This is a genomic window from Rhizobium chutanense (assembly GCF_002531935.1).
Classification (GTDB): Bacteria; Pseudomonadota; Alphaproteobacteria; order Rhizobiales; family Rhizobiaceae; genus Rhizobium; species Rhizobium chutanense.
The window spans coordinates 147,362-172,468 of record NZ_NWSV01000009.1; the positions used below are offsets into that span (position 1 = coordinate 147,362).

23 protein-coding genes are annotated in these 25,107 nt (G+C 62.2%); 8 read left to right on the plus strand and 15 right to left on the minus strand.

Going from position 1 to position 25,107, the window contains the following annotated elements; genetic code table 11:
- Positions 1 to 222 precede the first annotated feature (222 nt).
- The 11 genes from fliF to CO666_RS16650 form a co-directional block, all read right to left on the minus strand.
- Positions 223 to 1,914 carry a flagellar basal-body MS-ring/collar protein FliF gene (fliF, locus tag CO666_RS16600; protein ID WP_097613180.1) on the minus strand — a complete coding sequence of 564 codons (1,692 nt, stop codon included), beginning with the start codon at positions 1,912 to 1,914 and terminating at the stop codon, positions 223 to 225.
- Positions 1,915 to 2,081: 167 nt separating this feature from the next.
- Positions 2,082 to 2,471 (minus strand): chemotaxis protein CheT, encoded by a 390-nt coding sequence (gene cheT, locus CO666_RS16605; protein WP_003584234.1) that lies wholly within the window; start codon positions 2,469 to 2,471, stop codon positions 2,082 to 2,084.
- A gap of 16 nt (positions 2,472 to 2,487) precedes the next feature.
- Positions 2,488 to 3,042, minus strand: coding sequence for a chemoreceptor glutamine deamidase CheD (gene cheD, locus CO666_RS16610; RefSeq protein WP_097613181.1), 555 nt, complete (start codon positions 3,040 to 3,042; stop codon positions 2,488 to 2,490).
- Positions 3,039 to 3,428 carry a response regulator gene (locus tag CO666_RS16615; protein WP_003556488.1) on the minus strand — a complete coding sequence of 130 codons (390 nt, stop codon included), beginning with the start codon at positions 3,426 to 3,428 and terminating at the stop codon, positions 3,039 to 3,041. Before CO666_RS16615 ends, cheD begins: the two co-directional genes overlap by 4 nt.
- The gene (gene cheB / locus CO666_RS16620; RefSeq protein WP_097613182.1) at positions 3,429 to 4,475 is read right to left on the minus strand and encodes a protein-glutamate O-methylesterase CheB; all 1,047 of its coding nucleotides are present in this window, start codon (positions 4,473 to 4,475) and stop codon (positions 3,429 to 3,431) included.
- Complete coding sequence (gene cheR / locus CO666_RS16625) at positions 4,472 to 5,380, minus strand: protein-glutamate O-methyltransferase CheR (RefSeq protein ID WP_097613183.1); 909 nt, start codon at positions 5,378 to 5,380, stop codon at positions 4,472 to 4,474. Before cheR ends, cheB begins: the two co-directional genes overlap by 4 nt.
- Positions 5,377 to 5,844 carry a chemotaxis protein CheW gene (locus CO666_RS16630; RefSeq protein ID WP_097613184.1) on the minus strand — a complete coding sequence of 156 codons (468 nt, stop codon included), beginning with the start codon at positions 5,842 to 5,844 and terminating at the stop codon, positions 5,377 to 5,379. Before CO666_RS16630 ends, cheR begins: the two co-directional genes overlap by 4 nt.
- Before the next feature lie 4 nt (positions 5,845 to 5,848).
- Entirely contained in the window at positions 5,849 to 8,131 is a 2,283-nt protein-coding gene (locus CO666_RS16635) for a chemotaxis protein CheA (RefSeq protein ID WP_097613185.1), read from the minus strand.
- A 17-nt stretch (positions 8,132 to 8,148) separates the two neighbouring features.
- Positions 8,149 to 8,514 (minus strand): chemotaxis response regulator CheY1, encoded by a 366-nt coding sequence (gene cheY1 / locus CO666_RS16640; RefSeq protein WP_003570362.1) that lies wholly within the window; start codon positions 8,512 to 8,514, stop codon positions 8,149 to 8,151.
- Positions 8,511 to 8,807, minus strand: a complete 297-nt coding sequence (locus CO666_RS16645) for an STAS domain-containing protein (protein ID WP_003588585.1) — start codon at positions 8,805 to 8,807, stop codon at positions 8,511 to 8,513. The genes cheY1 and CO666_RS16645 overlap by 4 nt, the downstream gene beginning before the upstream one ends.
- A gap of 63 nt (positions 8,808 to 8,870) precedes the next feature.
- Positions 8,871 to 10,496: a globin-coupled sensor protein gene (locus CO666_RS16650; protein ID WP_097613186.1), complete on the minus strand. Its 1,626-nt coding sequence runs from the start codon at positions 10,494 to 10,496 to the stop codon at positions 8,871 to 8,873.
- Positions 10,497 to 11,127: 631 nt separating this feature from the next.
- Between CO666_RS16650 and CO666_RS16655 the strand changes: the two genes are divergently transcribed.
- Positions 11,128 to 12,549 (plus strand): ArnT family glycosyltransferase, encoded by a 1,422-nt coding sequence (locus tag CO666_RS16655; protein WP_097613187.1) that lies wholly within the window; start codon positions 11,128 to 11,130, stop codon positions 12,547 to 12,549.
- A gap of 16 nt (positions 12,550 to 12,565) precedes the next feature.
- Here the strand turns inward: CO666_RS16655 and CO666_RS16660 are convergent, their stop codons facing one another.
- A complete protein-coding gene (locus tag CO666_RS16660) occupies positions 12,566 to 12,817 on the minus strand; it encodes a helix-turn-helix transcriptional regulator (protein WP_097613188.1) in 252 nt (83 codons plus the stop codon).
- A 79-nt stretch (positions 12,818 to 12,896) separates the two neighbouring features.
- On the opposite strand from CO666_RS16660, the gene ybaL reads away from it, so the two are divergent.
- The 4 genes from ybaL (at position 12,897) to CO666_RS16680 (ending at position 18,667) form a co-directional block, all read left to right on the plus strand.
- Complete coding sequence (gene ybaL, locus CO666_RS16665) at positions 12,897 to 14,714, plus strand: YbaL family putative K(+) efflux transporter (protein WP_097613189.1); 1,818 nt, start codon at positions 12,897 to 12,899, stop codon at positions 14,712 to 14,714.
- Between the two features lie 54 nt (positions 14,715 to 14,768).
- Positions 14,769 to 15,146: a hypothetical protein gene (locus CO666_RS16670; RefSeq protein ID WP_097613190.1), complete on the plus strand. Its 378-nt coding sequence runs from the start codon at positions 14,769 to 14,771 to the stop codon at positions 15,144 to 15,146.
- 84 nt (positions 15,147 to 15,230) lie between these two features.
- Positions 15,231 to 17,780 carry a protein translocase subunit SecD gene (gene secD, locus CO666_RS16675; RefSeq protein WP_097613191.1) on the plus strand — a complete coding sequence of 850 codons (2,550 nt, stop codon included), beginning with the start codon at positions 15,231 to 15,233 and terminating at the stop codon, positions 17,778 to 17,780.
- Positions 17,781 to 17,950: 170 nt separating this feature from the next.
- The gene (locus CO666_RS16680; RefSeq protein WP_097613192.1) at positions 17,951 to 18,667 is read left to right on the plus strand and encodes a sensor histidine kinase; all 717 of its coding nucleotides are present in this window, start codon (positions 17,951 to 17,953) and stop codon (positions 18,665 to 18,667) included.
- A 48-nt stretch (positions 18,668 to 18,715) separates the two neighbouring features.
- Here the strand turns inward: CO666_RS16680 and CO666_RS16685 are convergent, their stop codons facing one another.
- The 3 genes from CO666_RS16685 to CO666_RS16695 all read right to left on the minus strand — a co-directional run bounded on the left by CO666_RS16685 (position 18,716) and on the right by CO666_RS16695 (position 20,746).
- Positions 18,716 to 19,153 (minus strand): response regulator, encoded by a 438-nt coding sequence (locus CO666_RS16685; RefSeq protein WP_097613193.1) that lies wholly within the window; start codon positions 19,151 to 19,153, stop codon positions 18,716 to 18,718.
- Between the two features lie 30 nt (positions 19,154 to 19,183).
- On the minus strand, positions 19,184 to 19,888 hold the full coding sequence (locus CO666_RS16690; protein WP_097613194.1) for a helix-turn-helix transcriptional regulator: 705 nt from the start codon (positions 19,886 to 19,888) through the stop codon (positions 19,184 to 19,186).
- 480 nt (positions 19,889 to 20,368) lie between these two features.
- A complete protein-coding gene (locus tag CO666_RS16695; RefSeq protein ID WP_097613195.1) occupies positions 20,369 to 20,746 on the minus strand; it encodes a response regulator in 378 nt (125 codons plus the stop codon).
- 193 nt (positions 20,747 to 20,939) lie between these two features.
- Between CO666_RS16695 and CO666_RS16700 the strand changes: the two genes are divergently transcribed.
- The 3 genes from CO666_RS16700 to CO666_RS16710 are packed head-to-tail and all read left to right on the plus strand — an operon-like array spanning position 20,940 to position 25,093.
- Positions 20,940 to 23,081, plus strand: a complete 2,142-nt coding sequence (locus CO666_RS16700) for a sensor histidine kinase (RefSeq protein WP_097613196.1) — start codon at positions 20,940 to 20,942, stop codon at positions 23,079 to 23,081.
- Positions 23,068 to 23,493: a response regulator gene (locus tag CO666_RS16705; protein WP_085736129.1), complete on the plus strand. Its 426-nt coding sequence runs from the start codon at positions 23,068 to 23,070 to the stop codon at positions 23,491 to 23,493. Before CO666_RS16700 ends, CO666_RS16705 begins: the two co-directional genes overlap by 14 nt.
- Positions 23,494 to 23,497: 4 nt before the next feature.
- Positions 23,498 to 25,093, plus strand: a complete 1,596-nt coding sequence (locus CO666_RS16710) for a response regulator (protein WP_097613197.1) — start codon at positions 23,498 to 23,500, stop codon at positions 25,091 to 25,093.
- Positions 25,094 to 25,107 lie beyond the last annotated feature (14 nt).

A 25,107-nucleotide genomic window follows, 5' to 3' on the forward strand; every position in this document is an offset into this window, starting at 1 on the left:
ATTTACTTCCGCTGCCGCCCATGCACTGATTCGATGACCAATTCCACCCCTCAAGATATGGGGAGGCTAAGATGATTCTGGCGGTCTCGCAACTTCATTCGCCTTTTACGCGAGTCCGCCCATCGAGTTCCCGGCAGCGCGGGGAATCACGGACACTGACGACGCTACAGGAAATGAAACCTGGCACCGATAGAAAAAAGGCCGGTTGCCCGGCCTCTTTTCTTATGCTGCGTCGTCGATCGCCCATTTCCGGAGGATTTTCGCGGCGCGCTCCTCGTTGATCTCGACCATGCGGGAGAGCTTGCGTTCCGGGCCTTCCTTGACGCGGCGGTTGAAGTTGCCGTCGTCGTCGCCGAGGCTGAGCAGATCTTCGGTGCTGTCGAAGCCGAAGTCGGAGCCGAAGCCGTCCATGAGGGCGCCTCCAGGGGCGCCGGCCGCCGGCGCGAAGTCCGGAAGCTCGAGGCCGGCCGCTTCCGGCGTCGCGTCGCCGAGAACCGAGGTGGCGCCATTGCCGCTGACGCTGCGCACCAGAGGCCGCAGGCCCATCCAGACCACCACGAAGGCGACCGCGACGAAGGCCAGCGAGTTGATGATGCCGGCAAGGTTGCGGCTCAGCATGTCCATGACGCGGACACCGCCGGTGGCGTCTTCGAGAAGCTGGTTTTCGAGGAAGTCCATGGCCGTGACGGTGACGACGTCGCCGCGCTTGGCGTCGATGCCGGCTGCCGAAGCGACGATGTTCTTCATCTCGGCAACATAGGCGTCGATCTTGGCCTGGTCGGCGGGTTCGCCAACCATCTTGGCGATGCGGCCCTTGTTGACCACCACGGCGATCGAAAGTTTCTCGACCTTGTAGCTGTTGCGGGTCGTCGCCGTCGTCTTGCTGTTGATTTCGTAGTTGGTCTGCTCTTCGCGCTTGTCGGACTTGTCCTCCGATGCCGGCCCGGTGGAACCACCGGCCTCGGGAGCGGCCTGCGGAATGTTCTGCTCGACCGTCGCGGCGCTATCGGACTGCTTCTGCTGCGACTGCTGGGCTTCCTTCGTCGAGCGGACCGAGCGTTCGACCTTGGATTCGGGATCGTAGGTCGTTTCCTGGATCTGCTGCGCGTCCGTGTTGAGATCGGCGGTGACGCTGGAGCGGAAGTTGTCCATGCCGAGGAAGGGGGCCAAGGCCTTGTCGATGTTGGATTCGACTTCCTGCTGAACGTTCTGGACGATGCCGAGCGAGCGGTTCAACGAACTGTTGCTCGCGTCGTCGCCGGAGGCGAGCAACTGACCGGCAGAATCGAGGATCGTCACGTCATCGACGTCAAGCCCCGGCACGGCCGAGGCGACGAGGTGGCGGATCGAAGTCGCCGCACTCCGCCCAGTGGCGGCGCTGGCGCGAATCATGACGGAGGCGGTCGGCTTCTGCTCCTGCTTGCGGAAGTTTCCGACCTCCGGCATGACGATATGCACGCGCGCGGCTGTGATACCCGAGATCGACTGGATGGTGCGAGCGATTTCGCCTTCCAGCGCTCGAACCCGCGTTACCTCCTGCATGAAGGAGGTCAGGCCGAGCGAGCCGACATTGTCGAAAAGTTCGTAACCGGCATTGGCGCTGTTCGGCAGGCCGCGCTCGGCAAGCATCAGGCGAGCCTTGCCCGTCATGCCCGCGGGGACGCTGATGCTGGAGCCGTCGGTGCCGACCTGGAAATTGATGTTGGCTTCGGCAAGCGCCATGCTGATCTGGTTGAGATCCGGCTGGTCCAGACCGACATAGAGCGTTTCCTGTGCCGGTTTGTTGACGAAAAGGGCGGCCGCAAGGACGATTGCGATGGAGACGGCGCCGACGCCTCCGAGAATCATCAGGCGTGTTCGGCCAAGGGAACCGAAGTTCTTAAATATCTGAACTAATTGATTTAACAGATTCATTCTGTTCTCGCGCGATCCGTCAAAGACAAAGCAGGCTTATTGCCTCATCTGACGAATAATCGGCGAAACTTGTGCGAGCGTTTCGTAAAGCGCGTGCGGGAGCGAAAGGCTCCCCGTTTCATGCAGTCGTTATCCCGGCACCGCGGCACACGTCGCGGCGGCATGCATTAGAAGAAATCGAAGTCGCCGGCCGCCTTGCTCAGCGGCTGGGAATGGCCGTGGCGGGTGGCGCCGCCCAACGCCTTCTGCATCTCCGCCAGCTTGACGAGGCTGAGCGCGGTCGCGACGTCGACTGCCCAGCCGTGCGGGATTTCGCCGGTGATGGTGTCGATGAACTCGGCAAGGCCGCGGGACTTCTGCACGGCCAGATCGATGCCCTGCATGACCTTCATGGCATCAGGCGAATTGAGGATTTCGGCGCCGCCGAGGTCGAGAAGCTGCGGCTCGATGCGCTCGATGAGGTAGGCAACATCGTGAAGTTCGGAAACGATGCGCATCAGGATGTCGCTCAGCGCTTCGACAGGCGCAGGCGGCTCCATCACCGGGTTAAATGTCATATAAAAATCCTCACCATCAAAAGAATTCGATACTGGTTTCGACGGGCTTCGACGGAGCGGCGGGGCGCTGCTCGAGAGCGACGGTTCTCTGCGTTTCGGCACCGGTCAGGGGGTATTGCCGGGCACGACCGGAGACCGGCCAATATTCAAGCTTGCGTCCATGCTCTCCGCCTGTGGAGGAACCGACCACCGGAATGCCTTCATCCCTCAGGAACTGCATGGCGAAGGCCGCGTTCTGCTCACCGACATTGGAGAATGTCGAGATCGTCTTCGCGCCGCCGAAGATCTTCGCCTCCAGCCGGTCGCGCCGGGCGCCCTGCTTCAGAAGACCGTTGATCAGCAGTTCCATCAGATGCACGCCGTAACGCGTGGCATCGCCGCCAGATGTCGGCGACGTCGCCGAACCGGGCAGCAGGAAGTGGTTCATGCCGCCGATGCCAGCGACGGGGTCCCGGAGGCACGCAGCCACGCAGGAACCGAGAATGGTCGAGAGGACCGCATTCGGATCGCTCAGAACCTTGTACTCGCCCTGAATGATGTGCACGCGGCGGGCTGCCCCCTCATTGGTCATTTCAAGGCTCCAAACACGGCTTCGATAGCCGCTTTCATCTTTTCGATCGTGAACGGCTTGGCGAGCACGTTGTTGGCGCCGAGCTGGGCTGCCTTCTGCACCAGCGCGCGGTCGCCCTGGGCAGTCAGGATGATGAAGGCCGCCTTCTTGGTGTTCGGGTTGGTGCGCACGGCCTGAAGGAAGCCGATGCCATCCATCTTCGGCATGTTGAAGTCCGAGATCACCAGGTGGTGCGGCTGCTCGGCCATGATCTTCATGCCCTGCTCGCCGTCGCCTGCGGACGTGATCTGCTTGAAACCGAGCTGGGTCAGCGCATCGCTGAGCAGCAACCGGCTCGTTACCTGATCATCGACGATCAGAACTTTGATTTTCTCCGCGATCGACATTTATTCGGTCCCTTCCTTTCGGGCGGCTGTCATTTTCAATATTTCTTCACCGATGGCAGACAGGGGCAACTGCTGCTCAACGGCGCCAAGTTCGTGGGCAACCCTTGGCATTCCGTAAACGACACAGGTTTTTTCGTTCTGGCCGAGTGTTCTGGCGCCGGCGTGGCGCATTTTCAACAATCCGGCGGCGCCATCGCGGCCCATTCCGGTCAAAATCACGCCGACGGCGTTCCGGCCCGCCAACTCCGCCACCGAATCGAACAGCACGTCGACCGATGGCCGGTGGCCGTTGACCGGTGCGCGGTCGACGAGACGGCAGCAGGGCGCCGAGGCGCCGCTGACCTGGAGGTGACGCTCTCCGCCGGGCGCCAGATAGATCTTGCCGATTTCCAGGCGGGCACCATCGGTCGCTTCCTGCACCACCGGCGCACAGAGGCGGTTCAGCCGTTCGGCGAAGCTCTTGGTAAAGGTCGGCGGCATATGCTGGGTAATGACCGTCGGCGGGCAATTGGCCGGAAACTTCTGCAGCACGGCGATCAGCGCCTCGACGCCGCCTGTCGACGAGCCGATCGCGACGATCTTGCGGCCGACACGGAAATCGGCGACGGAGGGCGGCGGTGCCGCTGCGGCCGTCACCGGCTGCGAGAACGGGCGCTGCGTGCGCGCGGCGGCCTTGACCTTCTCGGCGAGGTCGCCGAAGGGTCGCAGGTCGCCCGGCCCCGGCTTGCCGACGCAGTCGAAAGCACCGATCTCCAGCGCCGCAAGCGTCGCCTCGGCGCCGCGATGGGTCATGGTGGAGACCATGATGACCGGCATCGGACGCAGCGTCATGATCTTTTCGAGGAAATCGAGACCGTTCATGTTCGGCATCTCGATGTCGAGCGTCACGACGTCGGGGTTCAGCCGCTTGATCGCCTCACGCGCTTCCAGCGCGTCGCCGGCCTGGCCGATGACATTGACCTCCGGGTCGGAGCTCAAGACGGCCGTGATCAGCCCTCGCATGGTCGGCGAGTCGTCAACAACGAGAACTCTTGCCGGAGCGCTCATGCCTTCCTCCCGAGACCTTTGGTCGTATAGCGATAGGTCGTAATGCCGATATTGTCGAAGACGTGTTTCGCCTCGCCCGACACGCGCTCGGAGTGGCCGATATAGAGATGGCCGCCCTCCGGCAGCAGGCCGGCGAAACGCTGCCAGATCTTCATCTGCGTCGGCTCGTCGAAATAGATGACGACGTTGCGGCAGAAGATGACGTCGAACTTGCCCTTAAACGGCCACTGCGCCATCAGATTCAGTTCGTTGTAGGTGATCAGCCGCTTGACGCGGTGGTCGACCTGGAACTTCCTGCGGCCCTGCACCTCGACTTCGCTGAACCACTGCTTGCGCATGGCCGGAGAAACGGTTTCGAGCGCGTTCTCGTCATAGGCGCCGGCCCGGGCGATCGCCAGGATCTTCGGGTCGATGTCGGTCGCCAGGATCTTGAAGTCGTAGTCGGCGACATTCGGCATCAGCGACAGCACGGTGAGCGCGATCGAGTAAGGCTCCTGCCCGTCGGAGGAGGCCGCCGACCAGATGCGCACCCGGCCGCCCGATCGCGCCCGCTGCAGAAGCTCCGGCAGGACATGGTCGCGCAGATGCTCGAAATGGTGGTTCTCGCGGAAGAAGCGGGTGAAATTGGTCGTCAGATGCGACAGCATCTCGCGGCGCGGCGCAGCACCGGCCGGCGAAGCGACGAGGTCGCAATATTCGCGGAAGCCGGAGAGACCGAGACTGCGGATATGCTTCGACAGGCGCGAATAGACGAGCGACGCCTTCGTCTCATTGAGGAAGATGCCGGCATCCGAATAGATCATCGCGGCGATCTCGGTCAGGTCGCGGCGCGTCAGCGGATATTCTCCGCTCGCCAGGACCTCGTCGGCTCCCTGCCTCTGATCTTTTGCGCCCATTGCACTCATGCGGCTTCGCTTTCGGTCTCGGGAAAGAGGGCTTCAAGTTCGATCAGACAGATCATGCGTTTGTCGATGGCAAGGATGCCGCGGGCAAATTGGCGCTCGAGTTCGGAGGAGATTTCGGGCGTCGGCTGGATTGTCTCGTCGGTCACCGTCAGGATATCGGACACGGCGTCGACCAGGAGACCGACGACCTTGCGCCGGACCTGGGCGACAATAATCACGTGGCGGGCCGTCGGATCGGCCGGCTTCATGCCGAGCCGGGCCGAAAGATCGATGATCGGCAGCACCGCGCCGCGCAGGTTGATGACACCGAGCATATAGGCAGGCGAGTGCGGCATCGCGGTTGCCGGGGTCCAGCCCCGGATCTCACGAACCGACATGATGTTCACGCAAAATTCCTGATGCCCGATACGGAACGCGATCAGCTCGCGATCCCCCTCGTTCAGATTTTTTACGGCGTACGACATGCCCTTATCCTACCGCTGCCAACGACATTTCCGCTTTGAGCGACTGGCCGCGCGAGGCGCCGACGACCGCGTCGACATCGAGGATGAGAGCGACGCGCCCGTCACCGAGAATGGTGGCGGCGGCAATCCCCGGCACATGGGTGTAGTTGGCTTCCAGGCTCTTGATGACCACCTGACGCTGCCCCTGGATGGCATCGACCATCAGGGCGCGCTGGCCGCCGCCTTCGGATTCCACCAGAAGCGCCACGCCCTCGACCGGATTGGCCTGGGTCGCGCGGAAGTTCAGGATGCGGCCGACATCGACCAGCGGGCAGAAGGAATTGCGGATCGAGATCAGCCGGTGGTTCGCACCGAAGGAATGGATCGCGGAAGCTTCCGGCTGCAGGGTTTCGACGATCGCCGTCAGCGGCACGACCAGCGTCTGGCCGGCGACGGTGACCACCATGCCGTCGAGGACGGCGAGCGTCAGCGGCAGGCTCATGGTGAAGACCGAGCCGTGGCCGGGCTTCGAGGTGATGTTGATGCGCCCGCCGAGCGCCTGGATCGAACGCTTGACGACGTCCATGCCGACGCCGCGGCCCGAAATGTCGGAGATCTTGTCGGCCGTCGAGAAGCCCGGCAGGAAGATCAGGTTGTCGATTTCCTCGTCCGACAGGTTGGCATCGGCCGGGATGAGATCATTGTCGATCGCCTTCTGGCGGACCTTTTCGCGGTTGATGCCGGCGCCGTCGTCGGCAAGCTCGATCAGGATGCGTCCCGAACGGTGCTTGGCGGTCAGACGGACCGTGCCTTCGGTGTTCTTGCCGGCGGCTGCGCGCTTTTCCGGCGTTTCGATGCCGTGGTCGACGGCGTTGCGGATCATGTGGGTCAGCGGCTCGGCCAGCTTGTCGATGACCGTCTTGTCGACTTCGGTATTTTCACCTTCGGTGATGAGACGGATCGATTTGCCGGTCATGTCGGCGATTTCGCGGACGATACGCGACATACGCTGGAACACCGGCTTCACCGGCTGCGCGCGGATCGCCATGACCGAGTCCTGGATCTCGCGGGTGAGCTGCTGCAGCTCTTCCAGACCCATGTTGATCGAGGAGGTGCCGGTCGTGTCGTTCTCGATGACGCTCTGCGACAGCATCGCCTGGTTGATGACCAGTTCGCCGACGAGGTTGATGAGGCGGTCGACACGGTCGAGATCGACGCGGATCGTCTGGCCGGCGCCGGCGGCGTTGTTCTGGGCGGCGGCGCTTGCAGCGGCCGCTGCGGCAGCTGCCGATTCCTTCTTCTCGACGCGGGCGGCGGCAGCAGCCATCTGCGTGACGTTGGAGGCCGTCTCGGCAGCGGCAACGGCGGCGGCGGTCTCGGCGGCGGCGCCGGAAACCTCTTCCGCTGCGCCCGACTCATCCAGGATCGACAGATCGAAGGGAACCGGCACCATCGGCAGTTCCTCGTTGCTGGTCGCGCCGGCCCTTGCGTCGGCGATCGGCTTCACCGTCAGTTCGCAATCCCACTCGGCGAATTCGAAGACGGTGCGAATGGCGTCCTCGCCCTTGTCCGTCTTGAGCGTGACGTTCCAGAAGAAATAGGCGCCTTCCGGATCGAGTTCCTCGAGGCCGGGCAGAGCATCCGTATTGCAGTAGATGGTCATTTCGCCGAGGCGCGAGAGGTCGCGCAGCAGCAGCGTGGCGTCATTGCCCTTGGAATAGAGTTCGTAGCGCGGCTTGAAGGTGATTTCATAAGCCGGCATTTCAGCACCCGCATCGCCCTCGCCACCAAAATCGTCGAAGGAAAAGGGGATCGGCTGGAAGCCGCTGTCGTCGGTCGGCTTGACGGCCGGGGCCGGAGCAGCCTTGGCCACGGGCTTTGCGGCGGCCTTCGGCGCCGGCGCCTCGGCCGAGGGAGACGGCAATTCGCCGTTGGCCAGCGCCTCGAGCTCCTTGACGAGGCCGCGGCTGCGGCTTTCATCGACGCTGCCGCCGTCGCGCGCAGCATTCGTCAGGTCGGCGAGCACGTCGGCCGACTTCAGCATTACCTTCAGGACGTCCTGGTTCGGCTCGAGCTTGTTGGATCGAACGCAATCGAGAGTGGTCTCGAAAACATGGGCGAAGGCAACCAGATCATCAAGGCCGAAGGCGCCGGCGCCACCCTTGATCGAATGCACGGCACGGAACACCGCATTGACGGTTTCCGGATCGCGATCGCCATCATTCATTTTCAGAAGACCGGATTCCAGCTCGGCGAGCTGTTCCTCGCACTCCTGGAAAAAGATCTCTTTGATTTCGTTCATATCCATAGGAGAAAATCCTGGGTTTAAGCGGTTACACGCTCAATGGCATCGATCAGCTTGGCCGGGTCGAAAGGCTTGACGATCCAGCCCGTGGCGCCAGCCTGGCGGGCGCGGTTCTTCTTTTCCGCGTCGCTTTCGGTGGTGAGGACCAGGATCGGGATCGCCCGATATTTCTCGTTGCGGCGGACACCTTCGATGAAGCCGAAACCGTCGAGGCGCGGCATGTTGATGTCGGTGACGATGACGTCGGGATTGGACTCTTCGAGAACCTCGAGGCCCTCGACGCCGTCTTCCGCCTGAATCGTCTCGAAGCCGGCATTGTTCAGCGTCACGAGAAGCATGTTTCGGATGGTGCGGGAATCATCCACGGTAAGAACTTTTTTCTTCATTGCCGAATCTCCTTGGCAAGCAGGTGATCAATATTGACGCCCACCAGCTGCATGGTTTTCTGAAATGCGTCGGACACCTTGGAAAAGGTGAATGGCTGCTTGTCCTGCTCCCAGGTCTTCTCGGCGGACATCAGAACCTGGGCACAAAGGGCACCGATCCGTTCGACGCCGGAAGCGTCGATCGACAGACCGCTGCCCCTGAGGGAGAGGAGTTTATCGCGCAAGGCGGAAGCCTCGTTGAGGTCGAGCACCGCTGTCAGATCCAGCGTCTTGCCACTCTTCTTTGCTACCATCAGCTTTTCCTTGTCCCCTTGTCCCCGGCCCGAGAAGACGGGCTGAGGCAATCATCCGATAGGTTAGTAAACATTCCGCCCACCTCCGACGCTTGCGAGAGGCTGCGGAAGGCTAAAATCATCATTTTCATATTCGTTCTCGGCCGGTGCCGGACGGGCGGCGGCCTCGATGGCGCGCGGCGTCACGCGCGCCGGGCCCAAGCGCCCTGTATGGGCATTTTCCCGGGCGATGCGAAATTCGCGAATCGTCTGGCCGAGCTCGACAATAACGGTGTGCAGGTGATCGGCACCTTCGGCGGAGCGCTCGGCAAAGCCGGCGCTGCCGGCCACCTCGCCGCCCAGGCTCTTGACGTCAGAAGTGACGCTGTCGAGGCTTTCGGCATGTTCGCCGGTTCGGGTGGCGATGCCTGATATGGCGGCGTTGATGTCGGTGACCTGGCGCACGATGCTGCCGATCGAATCCTGCGTACGGCCGACCATCTGCACGCCGGCATCAACCTGCGCCTTGGTCACCGTCACCAGCGTCTTGATCTCGCGGGCGGCTTCGGCCGAGCGCTGGGCCAGCGCGCGGACTTCCTGAGCAACGACGGCAAAACCGCGGCCGGAATCTCCGGCGCGGGCGGCCTCGATGCCGGCGTTCAGCGCCAGGAGATTGGTCTGGAAGGCGATCTCGTCGATCGCGCCGATGATCTGGCCGATTTTTTCGGCCGACTGCTCGATATCGGCCATGGCGCTGATGGCGCGGCCGACGACCTCGCCGCTTTCCTCGACTGCGGCGCGCGTCGAAGCGGCCGCCTGTTCGGCAGCGCGGCTTTCGGCTGCACCGTCACGCACGCTGCCGGCGATGCCGGCAAGGGCGGCGGCGGAAAGCTGCAGCCGGTCGGCATGGCCGGACGCCGTGCCGGCGAACTGGCGTGACAGGCCGGCAAGCGAGCCAGTCGCCGCTTCGGCCTTCAGCGTGCGCTCTGTTATGGCTGTGAATTCGGCCTGGAGACCATCCAGCGCGCCGTTCAGCGCGGCGGCGATCCCGGCATGGTCGCCGTCGACGGGGGCGCGCCGCGTCAGGTCGCGGGCGGACAGGCCCTCGATGACATCGCCGAAGATCCTGGCGATCTCGGCCTCGTTGTCGGCGCGCTGACTGGCGAGCGCACGGCTCTGTCCGGCGCGCTGCGCGTTGAAACGGAGCGAGACGGCGATTTCCACATCGACCATGACGATGCGGATGATCGCCGTGATCAGATCGGAGATTTCGCGGGCGCGGCGCTTGGCAGACGGCAGCAGCGGACGGCCGGCAATTTCCTCGGCGAGACCGGAAACGACATGCTCCAGCATGACGCCATGGCCGGCCACGTGCCAGCGCGGGTCGAGGCCGATCTTGCTTTCGGTATCGGAGAGAACCTTGACGCGCTCGGCATAGAGGCTGTCGAACCGCGCATCGGTCAGCACGTCCCAATGCGAGGACTGCAGATCATGCAGGCGTTCGACCTGGCGCTCGCTCTCGAAATTGCGCGAAGCGTCGGGGAACGACTGGAACCGGTGGAAGAGATCCCTGAGGCCCGCCTTCAGATGGACTTCGAGGGCCGGGCGATTGCGGCGCACCAGTTCGCACTGCTCGGCATCGAGACCGGCAAAGCGCAGGCGGTCGCGCAAGCTGCCTGCCTGCGCTCCACGAGCCTGATCTGATGGCATGTCCTGCCTCAACACCTGTCCCCAACCCGCTTTCCAGGCGATGCCCGGCTAAAAACTTTCGCAGCATCCGATAGAACCAAGCGTGGAGACGGTCCTTGCCACCGGTGACAACCGGTGGGTCGAGCCCCCTGATCAGCTATGTTTCGGAGCTGTCTGAAGAGATGGATACCGGATCAACCCGGTACGGCGGGACGGCGTCATGCCTGGTGGGAACGAGTGCATCTTCCCATTCCGACGTGTAAACCAATGTTTATGGTTAATTCCTTGCCTGAAGGTTAATAAGCCTTTTCGCAGTGCCGGCTTTTGAAGCAATTCAAGGCCGTTGGCAAAAAATACTGCTGCGGAGTTGCACGGCTGCTACAAGGCACACGCAAGCTCCGTGTTATAGGCCGGTCGATAACCAAGACATGACGTCGACAAGGACAGAGCAATGATTGTTCTCGGATTGGGTTCCTGCTTGATTGCAATGACGCTGCTTGCCGCCGTCGCCCGTCTCGATTTTCTCGCCGCAAACCGCGATATCCGCGGGCTTCGGGTGTTCTAAAGCGCATCTTCGCCCTTTCCCGTTGGCAGCCCGGCGCCTTTGGTGTTATCGCACTCGCGCTTTTCATGTCAGCGGAACAGTCGATTCATGTCCCCCAGATCAGGTCTCCTCATCGTTCTCGGCTTCACGCTCTGGCGTGTCGTTACGCTGCATTTCGATGCGACCGACCTTTTCGTCGACGAGGCGCAGTACTGGTTCTGGTCGCAGAATCTCGATCTCGGCTATTATTCCAAGCCGCCGATGATTGCCTGGGTGATCCGGGCAATGACCGAGCTTTCCGGTTCCGACGCCATCTACTGGATCAGGCTCGCCGGACCGCTGATCCACATGGCGGCGGCGCTGGTGCTGATGAAGGTTGCAAAACGTTTCGTCGGGCCGGAGATCGAAGGCTGGACGGGCGCCACCTATATCACGCTGCCGGGCGTCGCGCTGTCTTCGGTGTTCTTCTCGACAGACGTGATCCTGCTGTTCTTCATCGCGATCGCCCTGCTTGCCTATTTCGGCCTGACGCAGCGGCGCTCGGTCGGGCTGGCGCTGGTCATGGGCCTTGGCGTCGGCCTCGCCTTCCTGACGAAATATGCCGTGCTGTTCGTCGTTCCGGGCGGCGCGCTTGCCCTCCTGCTTGTTCCGGCCGCGCGCATCGCCATTCGGGATTTCATCATCGCGGTCGCGGTCGCCGCGATTGTCGCCTTGCCGAATCTCTGGTGGAACCTGCAGCACGACAATACGACCGTGCGGCATACGCAGGACATCGCCCATTGGAGCGAACTTGGCATCAATCTCCGTCGCGGGCTTGAATTCTTCTCTGCCCAATTCGGCGTCGTCGGGCCGATCGTCTTCTTCGCAATGCTCTGGGCGGTCTATCGCATGATCAAGGGCAGGAGTGACGACCGGGAAAAGCTGCTGGTCTGGCTGTCGATACCGGTGGTGCTGCTGATCACCCTGCAGGCAACGGTCGCCAAGGCCTATGCCAACTGGGCCGTAACCGCCTATGTCGCAGGCACCATCCTTGCCGTCTGGCTGCTCCATCGGTTCTGGCCGAAAGGGCTCAGGCTGTCGCTCGCCATCAACGGCATCGCCAGCCTGCTCTTTCCGCTGGCGACAATCTTTCCGCACCAATTGCTTCTGCCGAACGGCGACGAGATAATGAAGCGCTATCTCGGCCGCGCCGAGGTCAGCCGCCAGGCCGCAGCCCTTGCCGGCCAGGCCGGCACCGACATCATCGTCACCAACGATCGCGACATGGTCGCCGATCTTTTTTATACGCTGCGCGACACATCCTACAGGATCTATGCGCGCGCGCCGGCGGGCCTTCCCGAGAGCTATTACGAGCAGGAATTCGCCCTGCCGGCCGACATTACCGGCAAGGTGCTTTACCTGACGCTCGGGTCCTTCAGCTGCGCCACCGAGACGCCCGAGGTGGTGAAGAACTGGCAGCCGACCGAAGGCTACTACAAGGGCAAGGCGCTCTCCCTCTACAAGGTCTCCGCTGCCTGCCTGGCGCCCTGAGCCGATCGATTCCGATTTAAGGAATTAAGCAGAGGCCGGTGCCCGCCCCTTCGATCTCGACGAATTTGACGCCGCCTTCCTCGAAGGCGAGGCGCAGCTGCGCCTCCGTGGCGCGGTGGATGTCGTGGTGGCGACCCTCGTAATCGCGGATGGTGCTGCGCGAGACGGCTGCCCTTTCGGCAAGATCGGTCTGAGTCCAGTCGAGCAGCCCGCGTGCCGCGCGGCAGAGAGCGGGACTCAGAATTGTTTCCCTGGCGCCTTGACCCATGATTTCAACTCACCCATATTGGCCGATATAGACCATATATGTCACGTTACGACCGGGGTTTCCAGATCGGGAGACGATTATGCCACACGACACGCCCTTGATTTCAACAATCGTCGGCGGCCTCGTGCTGGCATTCATCTTCGGCGCCTTCGCCCATCGGCTGCGCATGCCGCCGCTGGTGGGCTATCTGATCGCCGGCGTGCTGGTCGGGCCGCATACGCCGGGATATGTGGCCGATCAGAGCCTGGCGCCGGAGCTTGCCGAAATCGGCGTCATCCTGCTGATGTTCGGTGTCGGGCTGCACTTCTCCCTGAAAGACCTGCTGTCGGTGCGCGGCATCGCAGTGCCCGGCGCCATCGCCCAGATCGCCTTTGCCACCCTGCTCGGCTGGGGGCTCGGCGCCTTCATGGGCTGGCCGACCGGCGGCAGCCTGGTCTTCGGCCTGGCGCTTTCGGTCGCCTCCACCGTGGTGCTGTTGAAGGCGCTGCAGGAGCGGCGCCTGGTCGAGACGGAGCGCGGCCGGATCGCCGTCGGCTGGCTGATCGTCGAAGATCTCGCCATGGTGCTGGCGCTGGTGCTGATCCCGGCCGCCGCCAGCATCGGCGGTGAGGGTCACGCGCCTGTCGAGCCGCTCTCGGCCGGGCTCAACCGCCTGTTCGGGCTCGATCTCGGCATCGGCGGCATGATCGCCATGACGCTGGTGAAGGTGGCGCTGTTCGTGGCGCTGATGCTGGTCTTCGGCCGCAAGCTCATTCCGTGGACAATGCACCGCATCGCCCATACCGGGTCGCGCGAGCTGTTCCGGCTCGGCGTGCTGGCGATCGCCCTCGGCGTCGCTTTCGGGGCGGCAAAGCTCTTCGGCGTGTCACTGGCGCTCGGCGCCTTCTTTGCCGGCATGGTGCTGGCCGAAAGCGAGCTCAGCCATCGCGCCGCGCAGGAAAGCCTGCCGCTGCGCGACGCCTTCGCCGTGCTGTTCTTCGTCTCGGTCGGCATGCTGTTCGATCCGAACATCCTGATCGACAAGCCGCTGCCGATTCTGGCCACCATCTTCATCATCGTCATCGGCAAGTCCGTCGCAGCGCTGCTGATCGTGCTCGCCTTCAAGAAGCCGCTCGGCACGGCGCTGACGATTTCGGCCAGCCTCGGCCAGATCGGCGAATTCTCCTTCATCCTCGCCGCCCTCGGCGTCGAACTCGGGCTGCTGCCGGGGGAAGGCCGCGATCTGATCCTTGCCGGCGCCATCATCTCGATCATCCTCAATCCGCTGCTGTTCTTCCTCTGCGACCGCATGCGTCCGTTTTTCGAAGGCGCAAAGCGTGAAGATGTCGTGGCGGATCCTGCCGCTGCAGACGCGATCGCGGCGCAGGAGGAGACGCCGCCCGAAGACGACGAGGTGCACCCGACGGCGCTCAGCGGCCACGCCATTCTCGTCGGCTACGGGCGGGTCGGCAGCATCGTCGGACAGAATCTCAAATCCTCGGCCACACCATTTCTGGTCATCGAGGATTCCGACAAGCGCATCGGCGAGCTGAAGGCGCAGGGCGTCGAAACCCTGATGGGCAATGCGGTGATGCGGGAAACGCTCGACCTCGCCAATCTTGCCGGCGCCCGCAGCATTGCCATCGCCATTCCGAACGCCTTCGAGGCCTGCCGCATCACCGAGCAGGCGCGCAGCGTCAATCCGTCGATCCTCATCGTCGCCCGCGCCCATTCCGACGCCGAGGTCGATGAATTGAAGCACTATGGCGCCGACACCGTCATCATGGGTGAGCGTGAAATCGCGCTTGGCATGGTTGACCGGCTCGCCCAAGTGCATCATGAGAGTGTGCCCTATGAAGACGGGCATGGGCCTGATACAATTATGCCTGCGGATGAACCTCCGCCGCAAAGAGAATGAGAGATTGGCGCGCTTTTGAGCCGATACGGGAGTGACATCGCCGGGACGGAGAAGATGGAGCTGGACCAGCACCGTCTGACCAACCGTGTCGCCGCCGCCCTGCTCATCGCCATCCTTGCCTATCTCGGCCTGCTTTTCGGCGGCAATCTGATCATCTCACCGACTGCTGCCGTCAATACGCTGTCCTCTTCCGGCCGGGATCCGCAGCCGCCGCAGCTGACTGCGCGCGACGCCGTGCGCGGGTTGCTTGCCACCGAGCGCAAGCTTGCGCCAAAGCAGGCCGCTCACGACAGCGGATCGCCCGCCCTCGCGGCCGCCCCGGCTCTCGATTTCGCCGGCTGGAACACGTCAGCCGCTTTTCCGGCATCCGAAGTTCTGCTTCATGCCGCGGTCTCCAAGGCCCATCAGCCGCGCGCGCCGCCGGCTGCCTGACGTCTGCGCCGAGCGCGCTTCCGACATTTGACGACATGCCGCCAGCGCCCGAACGCCGGCCCCCGATTATCTAAGGAATACAACATGCGTACTTCACCATGGCTGGTGTTCACCTATACGGTGATCATCTTTCTCGGCCTATTGATCGCCCTGCCGAACGTCCTGCCGCAATCCACCCTCCAGCGCATCCCGGCATGGCTGCCGCATGAACAGGTGTCGCTCGGCCTCGACCTTCGCGGCGGCTCGCATCTCGTTCTGGAAGTCGACGAAGCGGATCTGACCAAGGAGCGGCTGCAATCGCTGCTGCAGGACGCACGCCGCGTGCTGCGCGAAAAGGGCATCCAGCCGAAGGCCGTCGTGCGCAACCAGAACCAGATCGTCGTGACGCTCGCCGATGCCACCCAGAGCGATGCCGCCGTCACCGACCTCAAGACGCTCGCCAATCCGATCAGCACCGGCCTCAGCGCCGGTCAGGCGGATCTGGATGTCACCGCCAACGGCGCCACCATCACCATCGGCTTCTCGCCGGCCGGCGTCTCCGCCAATGTCGACAACGCCGTCCAGCAGAGCCTTGAAGTCATTCGCCAGCGCGTCGACCAGGTCGGCGTCTCCGAACCGACCATCCAGCGCATCGGCGCCAACCGCGTGCTCGTCCAGCTTCCGGGTACGCAGGACCCGTCGCGCCTGCGCCAGCTTCTGGGCTCCACGGCGAAGATGTCGTTCCACATGGTGGCGCCGAACAATCAGCCCGGCCCGGGCATCACCATGATGCAGGACGAAGAAGGCCGGTCCTATGCTGTTCTCGACCGTGTCGAAATCTCCGGCGACCGCCTTTCGGACGCCCGCGTCAGCTTCGATCCGAACACGCATGAGCCGGTCGTCAGCTTCCGCTTCGATAGCGCCGGCGCCACCCGCTTTGCCGATATCACCCGCCAGAATGTCGGCAATCCCTTCGCCATCGTCCTCGACGACAAGGTGTTGAGCGCCCCCAATATCCGCGAGCCGATCACCGGCGGTTCCGGCCAGATCTCCGGCAACTTCTCGGCCGACAGCGCAACGACGCTTGCCGCCATGCTGCGCGCCGGCGCCCTGCCCGCCAAACTGACGGTCATCGAGGAACGCACCGTCGGCGCCGACCTCGGCGCCGATGCCATCAAGATGGGTATTTATTCCGGCCTCGTCGGCTTTGCGCTCGTCGCACTCTTCATCTTCGTTCTCTACGGCACCTGGGGCATCCTGGCGAATGTGGCGCTCTTGATCCACACGATCCTGACCTTCTCGGCGCTGACGCTGGTGGGGGCGACGCTGACCCTGCCAGGCATTGCCGGTGTCGTTCTCGGCATCGGCCTTGCGGTCGATGCCAACGTCCTCATCAATGAGCGTATTCGTGAAGAAACCCGCAAGGGCAAGAGCGCCTTTGCCGCCATCGATACCGGCTTCAACCGTGCCTATTCGACCATTATCGACGGCAACATGACAGCCCTGATCGCGGCCGCCATCCTGTTCTACTTCGGTTCCGGGCCGGTTCGCGGCTTCGCCGTGACCATGGCGCTCGGCCTGATCATCTCGATGTTCACCTCGGTCGCCTTCGTTCGCGTCGCGATGATCGAGATCACCCGCCGCCGCAAGTTCAAGGTGCTGAACATCCGGCCGCTGATCCCCTTCAGCCCTTACGACAAGCACATCCAGTTCATGAAGGCGCGCTTCTTCGGCGTCACCGTTTCGGCGCTGCTGTCGATCGCCTCCATCGTGCTCTTCATCCATCCCGGCCTCAACTATGGCGTCGACTTCCGCGGCGGCATCCAGATGTCCGTCAAGACTCAAGGGGCGGCCGATCTTGCGAAGTTCCGCGAGGGTCTTGATAGTCTCGGCCTCGGCGAAATCACGCTGCAGACCTTCGGCGACAACAGCAGCATTCTTGTGCGCGCCCAACGGCAGGAAGGCGGCGAAGAGGCACAGACTGCGGCGGTGACCAAGCTGAAGGCCGAAGTCGCCAAGATCGACCCGAACGCCACTGTCGAAGGCACCGACGTCATCGGTCCGAAGGTCAGCGGCGAACTTGCCTCGGCCGGCATCAAATCGGTCCTGATCGCCAGCCTGGCGATGCTCATCTATATCTGGGTGCGGTTCGAATGGCCGTTTGCCGTCGGCGCCATCGTCACGCTGGTGCTCGACGTCACCAAGGCGATCGGCTTCTTCGCGATCACCGGCCTCGACTTCAACCTGACGGCCATCGCCGCCGTCCTGACGCTCGTCGGTTATTCGGTGAACGACAAGGTGGTGGTCTACGACCGTATGCGCGAAAACATGCGCCTCTACAAATCGATGCCGCTGCGCGAAATCATCGACAAGTCGATCAACGAAACCCTGGCACGAAGCCTCTACACCAATGCGACGGCCTTCCTCGCCCTGGTGCCGATGGCGATCTGGGGCGGCAGCGCCGTCTCGAGCTTCGCCATCCCGATGGTCTTCGGCATTCTCGTCGCCGGCGCCTCTTCGATCTTCATCGCAGCCCCGATCCTGCTCTTCCTCGGCGACTGGCGCCGCCGCCACGCCAAGGCGGCATCGGGAGACGATACGGCCGTTGAAATCATCCCGCCGGAACAGGGGCGCTCCCGCAAGTCGGCAAGCTAAAATTTGCTGTTGACGCATGCTTGAAGAGGGCGCCGGTTGCAGAGCCGGCGCCCTCTTTCTATTGTCGGTGACTGCAAGGATAAAATCATGCAGCCTTTCAAAGGATTACAGCGTCCCTTGCGCGTCTGAAAAGAAACGCGGCGCTGCCACAGAGATCGGGAACCCGTAAGATGTCATCCGACCCGAAGAGACAATCGGAACCCAATATTGCCGGCGACAGCGAGGAGCGCATCAAACGATTTCTCGCGACCGCCTCGCACGACCTGCAATCGCCGCTGCGCCATATCGCCATGTATGCCGAGCTGTTGCTCGACGACCTCGGGGAAACGCTCGATGGCGAACAGCTTCAGAGCCTCAGGATGATCATGGAGAAAGCGCAAACCGCGCAACGCCTCACCAAGGCATTGATGAGCCTTGCCGGCGGAGCTCCTCAGGTGGCACCCGAAGAGGTAGATCTGCAAGCGCTCTCCGAAAATGTCTGGGGCGAGCTGACCGATGAAATCGAGATCGGCGATGCGACGCTTGAAAGCGAGGGCCTGCCCTCCATCCGCACCGACCCTGCCCTGCTCGGCCTGGTGCTGAGACATGTGCTGGCCAACGCGCTGACCTTTCGCAGCGAATCGCCGCTGCATGTAGCGATTGCGGCGGAGCGAAAGGGAACGGATTGGTTCATCCGGATTTCCGACAATGGGACGGGCATCGATCCCGCCTATCGCGAGCGGATATTCGAGCCGTTCTGGAAATTGCCGAAGGCGGGAACGATCCAGGGCGCGGGCCTCGGATTGACGACGGCGCGGGAATTTCTGACCGCGCTTGGCGGCGATATCGGCCTGGAAGATTCGGATGCAAGCGGCAGCCGTTTCATCATCCGCCTTCCGATTGCCTGAGGCTCAAGCCTTTCCCTCGGGAAAGGCTTGAGCCTTTGCCGTCGCGCTTTAGATGCTGTAATCGTCCTTCCAGAAATCCGGGACGTCATAATTCACATATTCGCGGATGATGTGCTGCAGCGTCTGGGCATCGATTTCATCCTTGCCGATGCGGAAATCGACGCCGTAATCGGGGAATTCCTGGAAATAGCCGCCCGATATATCGGTCGAGACGACGCCGATCGGGCCGGTATAGCCGATACCGCGCAGTTCCGGCACCGTTTCGCGGAAATCGGCGTTCGGCAGAAGGCGGTTGTCGAGCAGGATGAGATCGAAACGCGCCAGGCGGATCTTTTCCAGCGCGTCACCGATCGATGGTGAATATTCAACCTCGACGGCCGGCTCGGAGAGATCGGCGATCTTCTTCTTGAGCGCACGGAATTCGATGAATTCGTCGTCGACAAAAAGAACCTTCACGGCGTTCCTTCGGCCCGCTTCGGTGATCATCGTCTTAATTCCCCAATCCCGAAACCAGCTTCACGTAACCAAACCGTTTCTCAAGGCGATCGCCACCATATGAACGCGGTTGACAGCGTCAAGTTTGCGCGCGGCCGCGGTGATGTGCGAATTGACCGTATGTTCGGAAAGACCGAGAATGATCGCGATCTCAGCCGACGTCTTGCCTTCGCTCGTCCATTTGACGATTTCCGATTCGCGCTGGGTCAGCCGCCCGGACATTTCCGGCGTCAGGATTTCCTCGTAAAGCTTGTCGAAAATGCGCATGGCGTCGAGAAGCATGTCGGCGATTTCGCTCTGATCCGGCTCCTGACGCTCGCCGCTGAGCACCAGGCAATAGCGCCGCCCCTCCGGAGTGAACAACGGGATGAACAGAAAGACGCCGCTCAGGAACTCGTTGAATACGAGATCGGACCGATAATCTTCCGGCCGTGCGCCCCTGCCATGAACCGGCGTTGCCAGAAACTGGGCCGATTTTGCCCGGACAGTGCCGAGTGTTTCCTTCAACGTCGCAATGAAAAGGCCGACACGCCGTTCGGCGACATTGGTGATGACGATATCGCGTTCACCGAAAGGCGCCGAAGCCTCGGAAATGCGGGCCAGCACGAAATTATCGAAATTGTAGTGCTGCGCCGCCGACTTCAGCAGCCGGAAAAAATCGGTGCGGTTGATCGCCCGGCTGAGCTCCGGTCCGGCATGAAAGGGAATTGCCGGGGCATTATTCATTCCCACTCGTCCTCTCCTCCGCCAATGCCTCCAATCCCGAAATCTTGGGATATACGTCTTAAACGCGAAGAGCTACAAAAATTGCGAGACGATTGATGACGGAGATCGAAAACGGGGACTTTCGATATCTAAGGCGGAAATCATCAATTATCTCAACTACAGGTGATGCACGGGTTTAATTTACTGAGGGCAGTAGTTCTTACCTGGGTGTCGTATTCTTCGCGCATTCAACATCCATGAATGCGCGAAGGCAGTGCCAGACGTAAGCGCCAGAGAGAGCCGACAAGCCCATTCAGCTAAGGGGTTGGCTGATGTTCGTGGCGGCGAACACGGGTTGATCGGTTCTCTCAACGCTTATTTTGCGTCGCATTTCCTTCGCATCGGTTGCATCTTGTGATGCGTCCTCGACCTTGTCAATCGCGGCTTGTCATATGGCAGGGACAAAGGACAGGGAACGGCTTGGCGGGCTTACGCCGTTTCCTACAGCTCAAGATTGAGAAGAATGCCGGCAAGGTCAAGCGGCTTTTCCAGATAGACATCGGCGCCGGCGGCAAGTGAGCGCGCTCGGTCCTCGGCCGCATCCGATCCGCTGCAGACGGCAAGCCGCATTGCTTTGAAACGATCGTCCAGGCGCAGCCTGCTCACCAGACCGATGCCGCTGTCGAGCGGCATGTAAAGATCGGCGACCAGCAGTTCCGGCAGAGCCCAGCCTTCCGCCGCGCGCTGTTCCAGCGCCGCCAGCGCCGTCTCGGCGGTCGAAAAACAGAATAGGTCGACCTCTAGCTGCTGCTTCCTGCGGATATAGTCGAGATAGAAGAGATCATCCCTGCTGTCATCGACGTAAATTATGGTAGGCATTCAGCACCGTGATTGGATATTGTTCGAATGAACTTCGCTGTCCTTCAACGTCACGATATCGCGATTTCACGAAAATTCGATCCATCTTATCGAAAAATCATTTCGCGAAAAGCGCGGCGCCGCCCTCCACTGCCTATTGAGTATTCCTCGATTTCGGAAAAAATGGCGACGCGAAGCGAGGAGGACACGACGGGTGCAGGATAGGGGCAACGTGGACCTTCAGGACCAGCGGCGGCGGCAGCACTACCGCGGCTTTGCGATTGCGGTCGGCTGCCTGATGGTCCTTCTCGGGCTGAGCGCGATTGCCGGCTGGTTGCTGCAGATCAAGGTGATCATTTCGCTCGTTCCCGGCTTCCCGTCGATGGCCTTCAACACCGCGCTCTGCTTCGTGCTTTCCGGCCTGGGGCTTGCAGCTTCGACGCTGACCGCCAGGCGCTTTCGGTTGGCGGCAACGATCATGGCAGGGCTTGCGGCGGCGTTCGCCGCGGCCCGGCTGGTGGAAATCATCACCATCGGGCGGACTTTCCACAATGTCGACGTGTTGATCACGCAGTTCCTGGTTCCACCGGAATTCATCGCCGAGATCGGCGGCGGCATGGGGCCGAACACGGCGCTGGTGTTCCTGATCGCCAATCTTTCGCTGCTGCTCGCTCTCCACGCGGAGCGGAAAAGCCAGGTGGTGCAGGAATTGACGAGCTACGTCGTCATCACCCTCGGCATGATCGCGCTCGCCAGCTATGTCACCGATGCCGAACAGGGTTACCGCTGGGGGCCCTATGCGGCGATGGCGCTGCACACGGCGGTCGGCATGGTGATCTTCGGCTCGGGGCTTCTCGCCCGCTCCTGGTGGAGGCAGCCGGCAAACCGGGCTGAGATTCCGCTCTGGATCCCGGCCGCGGTCTGCTTCACCGGCCTTCTCGTCGATCTCTACACGCCGCTCGGTGTGGCCAACGGCATTCTCTATGTGCCGCTGGTCTTGACGGCGCTCTGGTTCGGCAACAGGAACGCGCCGCTTTTCTTCGCCTTTGTCTGCACCGTGCTCCTGATGCTCGGCTTTTTCGCCGTCAGGCACAACGAGGTGGCATTCTGGCAGGAGATCGCCAACCGCACGATTACGGCGGCGACGCTCTGGCTGATCGCCATCCTCGTCTTCTATTTCATGCGCAACAATCATAACCTTGAAACCGAGCGCGTCCGCTTCGGCGCGCTGGTGCGCGGAACGCCCGATGCCGTCATCGTCATCGACGAGAGTGGAACGATCAGGAGCTTCAACCCGGCGGCCGAAAACATGTTCGGTTACGCCCCGCAGGAGACGATCGGCCGGAATATCAAGATGCTGATGCCCGAACCCTACCATTCCGAGCACGACGGCTATCTCGCCCATTACCGGCAGACCGGTGAGGAGCGCATCATCGGCACGACGCGCATGGTTTCCGGACGGCGCAAGAGCGGCATCGTCTTTCCGATCGACGTTTCCATCAGCGCCGTCGCCACCGGCGATTCGAAGATCTTCGTCGGTATCGTGCGCGACATCAGCGAGCGCGCCCGGCAGGAAGAGCGGATGAAGACGACGCTGGCCCAGCTCGAGGCCTATACGGCCGAACTCGAGCGCAGCAACCACGACCTCGACGAATTCGCCTATATCGCCTCGCATGACCTCAAGGAACCGCTGCGCGGCCTGCACAACCACTCCCGATTCCTGCTGGAGGACTACGAAGACAAGCTCGACGACGACGGCGTGCGCCGGCTGAACCGGCTGGTGCGCCTCAGCCAGCGCATGGAGAAACTCGTCAACGACCTTCTTTATTTCTCCCGGCTCGGGCGGCAGCAGCTGGCGGTCAAGCGCACCGATATCGGCCTGATCGTCAAGGATGTAGTCGCGACGATGGAGCTCCTGCTGGAGGAGCGGCATGCCAAGGTCATCATGGACGGCCAACTGCCGGATGTGGTCTGCGACGCGCCGCGGTTGACCGAGGTGTTCCGCAATCTCATCACCAATGCGATCAAATACAACGACAAGCCGGCGCCGCTCGTGTCGATCGGCTATCTCGATCGGTTCGTCGGCAAGGACGGCACGGTTGCCCGCAACGTGTTTTTCGTCAGGGATAACGGCAAGGGCATTCCCCAGGAATTCCATGAGGACATTTTCCGCATTTTCAAACGGCTGGAAAAGTCGCAGGATTCCGACGACGGCACCGGAGCAGGCCTGACCTTCGTCCGCAAGATCATCGCACGCCACAATGGCGATATCTGGCTGGAATCGGAGGTCGGCGCCGGCACCACATTCTATTTCACCCTGGGAAAAAAGCGCGAGGGGCAGAATGCAGCAGCGTGACACGCAACCGATCCTGATCGTCGAGGACAGTGAAGACGATTTCGAAGCAACGATGCGCGCCTTCAAACGCACCAACCTGCGCAATTCGATCCGCTGGGCGGCCTCGGGGCAGGAAGCGCTCGACATGCTCGCGGCGATGGTGCCGAAGCCGGGGCTGATTCTGCTCGATCTCAACATGCCGGGCCTTGACGGCCGTAAGACGCTGGAGGCGATCAAATCGAACGCCGGCTGGCGCAAGATCCCGGTGGTGATCCTCACCACCTCCGACGACGAACGCGACATCGAAGGCTGCTATGCGCTCGGCGCCAATACCTATGTGCAGAAGCCGGTCGATCTCGACGGGCTGTTCGCCGCGATCCAGCGCCTGAAGGAATACTGGTTCGAAATCGCCATCCTGCCGCTCGAGGACTGACAGATTGGCGGAAGACTGCAGCATTCTCATCATCGACGACAATATCGACGATCGCGAGGTCTATCGCCGCATATTGGGCCGCGTCTCCAGCACCGCCTATACCGTTCTCGAGGCGGAGACGGGTGAAGAGGGCCTGGCGCTGAATCGCCGCAAACGGCCGAACTGTATCCTGCTCGACTATTCGCTGCCGGGACGCAACGGGCTCGGCGTTCTGGCCGACATCCTGGAGCACGATCCGGTCGCCAACGTCATCATGCTGACCGGCCAGGGCAGTGAAACCGTCGCCGTCGAGGTGATGAAGAGCGGCGCGCGCGACTATCTGACGAAGGATTCGCTGTCGCCGGAAACCCTGCATCGCTGCATCCAGAACGCCATCATGCACGGCATGCTGGAAGCACAGCTGGAGCAGAAGCGGCAATCGCTCGAGATCTTCACTCGCGCCATGGCCCATGATCTGAAGGAGCCGCTGAGGACGATCAAATCCTTCAGCCGCATCCTGCACGGTTCTCAGGCACTGCCGGCCGACGACCGGGAATTGCTGGATTACGTGCTCAGCGCCGCCGACCATATGGAAGACCTGATCGTCAAGGTCTCGGGCTTCACCAGGCTCGAGGCTTCCGGGGGGCCCGAGCTGACGCCGGTCTCGCTCTGCGACGTGCTCGATCAGGTGGAGAACAATCTGCGCCAGCAGACCGAAAGCCGCGGCGCCGTCATCATCCGCGGCGCGCTGCCGGAGGTGATGGGCGATGCGACGCTGCTGACCCAGCTCCTGCAGAACCTCGTGTCGAATGCCATCCGCTACTGCGAGCAGAAAATGCCCGAGGTGACGATCTCAGGCGAAGCGCATGGCGACATGTGCCGCCTGACCGTGCGCGACAACGGGCCCGGCATCGATCCGCAGCATCGCGAGCTGATCTTCCAGCCGTTCAAGCGTCTCGTCGGCCGCGGCATCGAGGGCACCGGGCTCGGCCTCGCCATCTGCCGCCGCATCGCGCAGCTGCATGGCGGCGCGATCTGGTGCGAGGCGGAAAACGGGCCGGGCGCCACCTTCATCGTCGACGTGCCGCTCGCCGAGGCGAGGCCCGCGCCACCCGCCACACCGGCCATCCCGCATAGCGACAAACCGGCGGAGCAGCCGGGCGAAGGGTCCGGCAGGCTCGCCGAAGTGCTGCTGGTCGAGGACAGCCCGGCCGACATCCAGCTTCTGAAGATCAAGCTGATGCGGCGGGACAAGGTGAACTTCAACCTGCATGTCGCCACTAACGGACGCGAGGCGATGCGGCTGCTGGAAGAGCGCGCCGGCATCGCCGATCTGCCTCAGATCGACCTGATGCTGCTCGACATCAACATGCCGATCATGGACGGCTTCGAGGTGCTGCATGCGCTTTCGGCCGATATCCGCCTTCGCCAAATTCCCGTCTGCATTCTCAGCACCTCCAGCGACGAAAGCGACAGGCGACGGGCCAGAAATCTCGGGGCGCGCGCCTATATGGTCAAGCCGCCGACCCTGCAGCAACTGGAGGAGGCCCTCGAAGATGTCGATCATCTGGAATTGCTGCAGCGCGGCGATTCGCTTGCACTTTGTGCGGAACAAAACTAAGCGATGGTCATTGG

What these genes read in the sequence shown, in the direction of transcription:
- cheR (WP_097613183.1), bottom strand. Translation starts at nt 5,380, where the DNA reads ATGAGTGCAATGGGCGCAAAAGATCAGAGGCAGGGAGCCGACGAGGTC.
- CO666_RS16705 (WP_085736129.1), top strand. Translation starts at nt 23,068, where the DNA reads ATGCAGCAGCGTGACACGCAACCGATCCTGATCGTCGAGGACAGTGAA.
- cheD (WP_097613181.1), bottom strand. Translation starts at nt 3,042, where the DNA reads ATGACCAATGAGGGGGCAGCCCGCCGCGTGCACATCATTCAGGGCGAG.
- CO666_RS16650 (WP_097613186.1), bottom strand. Translation starts at nt 10,496, where the DNA reads ATGCCATCAGATCAGGCTCGTGGAGCGCAGGCAGGCAGCTTGCGCGAC.
- CO666_RS16645 (WP_003588585.1), bottom strand. Translation starts at nt 8,807, where the DNA reads ATGGTAGCAAAGAAGAGTGGCAAGACGCTGGATCTGACAGCGGTGCTC.
- secD (WP_097613191.1), top strand. Translation starts at nt 15,231, where the DNA reads ATGCGTACTTCACCATGGCTGGTGTTCACCTATACGGTGATCATCTTT.
- CO666_RS16615 (WP_003556488.1), bottom strand. Translation starts at nt 3,428, where the DNA reads ATGTCGATCGCGGAGAAAATCAAAGTTCTGATCGTCGATGATCAGGTA.
- CO666_RS16670 (WP_097613190.1), top strand. Translation starts at nt 14,769, where the DNA reads ATGGAGCTGGACCAGCACCGTCTGACCAACCGTGTCGCCGCCGCCCTG.
- CO666_RS16680 (WP_097613192.1), top strand. Translation starts at nt 17,951, where the DNA reads ATGTCATCCGACCCGAAGAGACAATCGGAACCCAATATTGCCGGCGAC.
- CO666_RS16685 (WP_097613193.1), bottom strand. Translation starts at nt 19,153, where the DNA reads ATGATCACCGAAGCGGGCCGAAGGAACGCCGTGAAGGTTCTTTTTGTC.
- cheT (WP_003584234.1), bottom strand. Translation starts at nt 2,471, where the DNA reads ATGACATTTAACCCGGTGATGGAGCCGCCTGCGCCTGTCGAAGCGCTG.
- CO666_RS16635 (WP_097613185.1), bottom strand. Translation starts at nt 8,131, where the DNA reads ATGGATATGAACGAAATCAAAGAGATCTTTTTCCAGGAGTGCGAGGAA.
- CO666_RS16660 (WP_097613188.1), bottom strand. Translation starts at nt 12,817, where the DNA reads ATGGGTCAAGGCGCCAGGGAAACAATTCTGAGTCCCGCTCTCTGCCGC.
- CO666_RS16630 (WP_097613184.1), bottom strand. Translation starts at nt 5,844, where the DNA reads ATGTCGTACGCCGTAAAAAATCTGAACGAGGGGGATCGCGAGCTGATC.
- cheY1 (WP_003570362.1), bottom strand. Translation starts at nt 8,514, where the DNA reads ATGAAGAAAAAAGTTCTTACCGTGGATGATTCCCGCACCATCCGAAAC.
- CO666_RS16690 (WP_097613194.1), bottom strand. Translation starts at nt 19,888, where the DNA reads ATGAATAATGCCCCGGCAATTCCCTTTCATGCCGGACCGGAGCTCAGC.
- cheB (WP_097613182.1), bottom strand. Translation starts at nt 4,475, where the DNA reads ATGAGCGCTCCGGCAAGAGTTCTCGTTGTTGACGACTCGCCGACCATG.
- fliF (WP_097613180.1), bottom strand. Translation starts at nt 1,914, where the DNA reads ATGAATCTGTTAAATCAATTAGTTCAGATATTTAAGAACTTCGGTTCC.
- CO666_RS16655 (WP_097613187.1), top strand. Translation starts at nt 11,128, where the DNA reads ATGTCCCCCAGATCAGGTCTCCTCATCGTTCTCGGCTTCACGCTCTGG.
- ybaL (WP_097613189.1), top strand. Translation starts at nt 12,897, where the DNA reads ATGCCACACGACACGCCCTTGATTTCAACAATCGTCGGCGGCCTCGTG.
- CO666_RS16695 (WP_097613195.1), bottom strand. Translation starts at nt 20,746, where the DNA reads ATGCCTACCATAATTTACGTCGATGACAGCAGGGATGATCTCTTCTAT.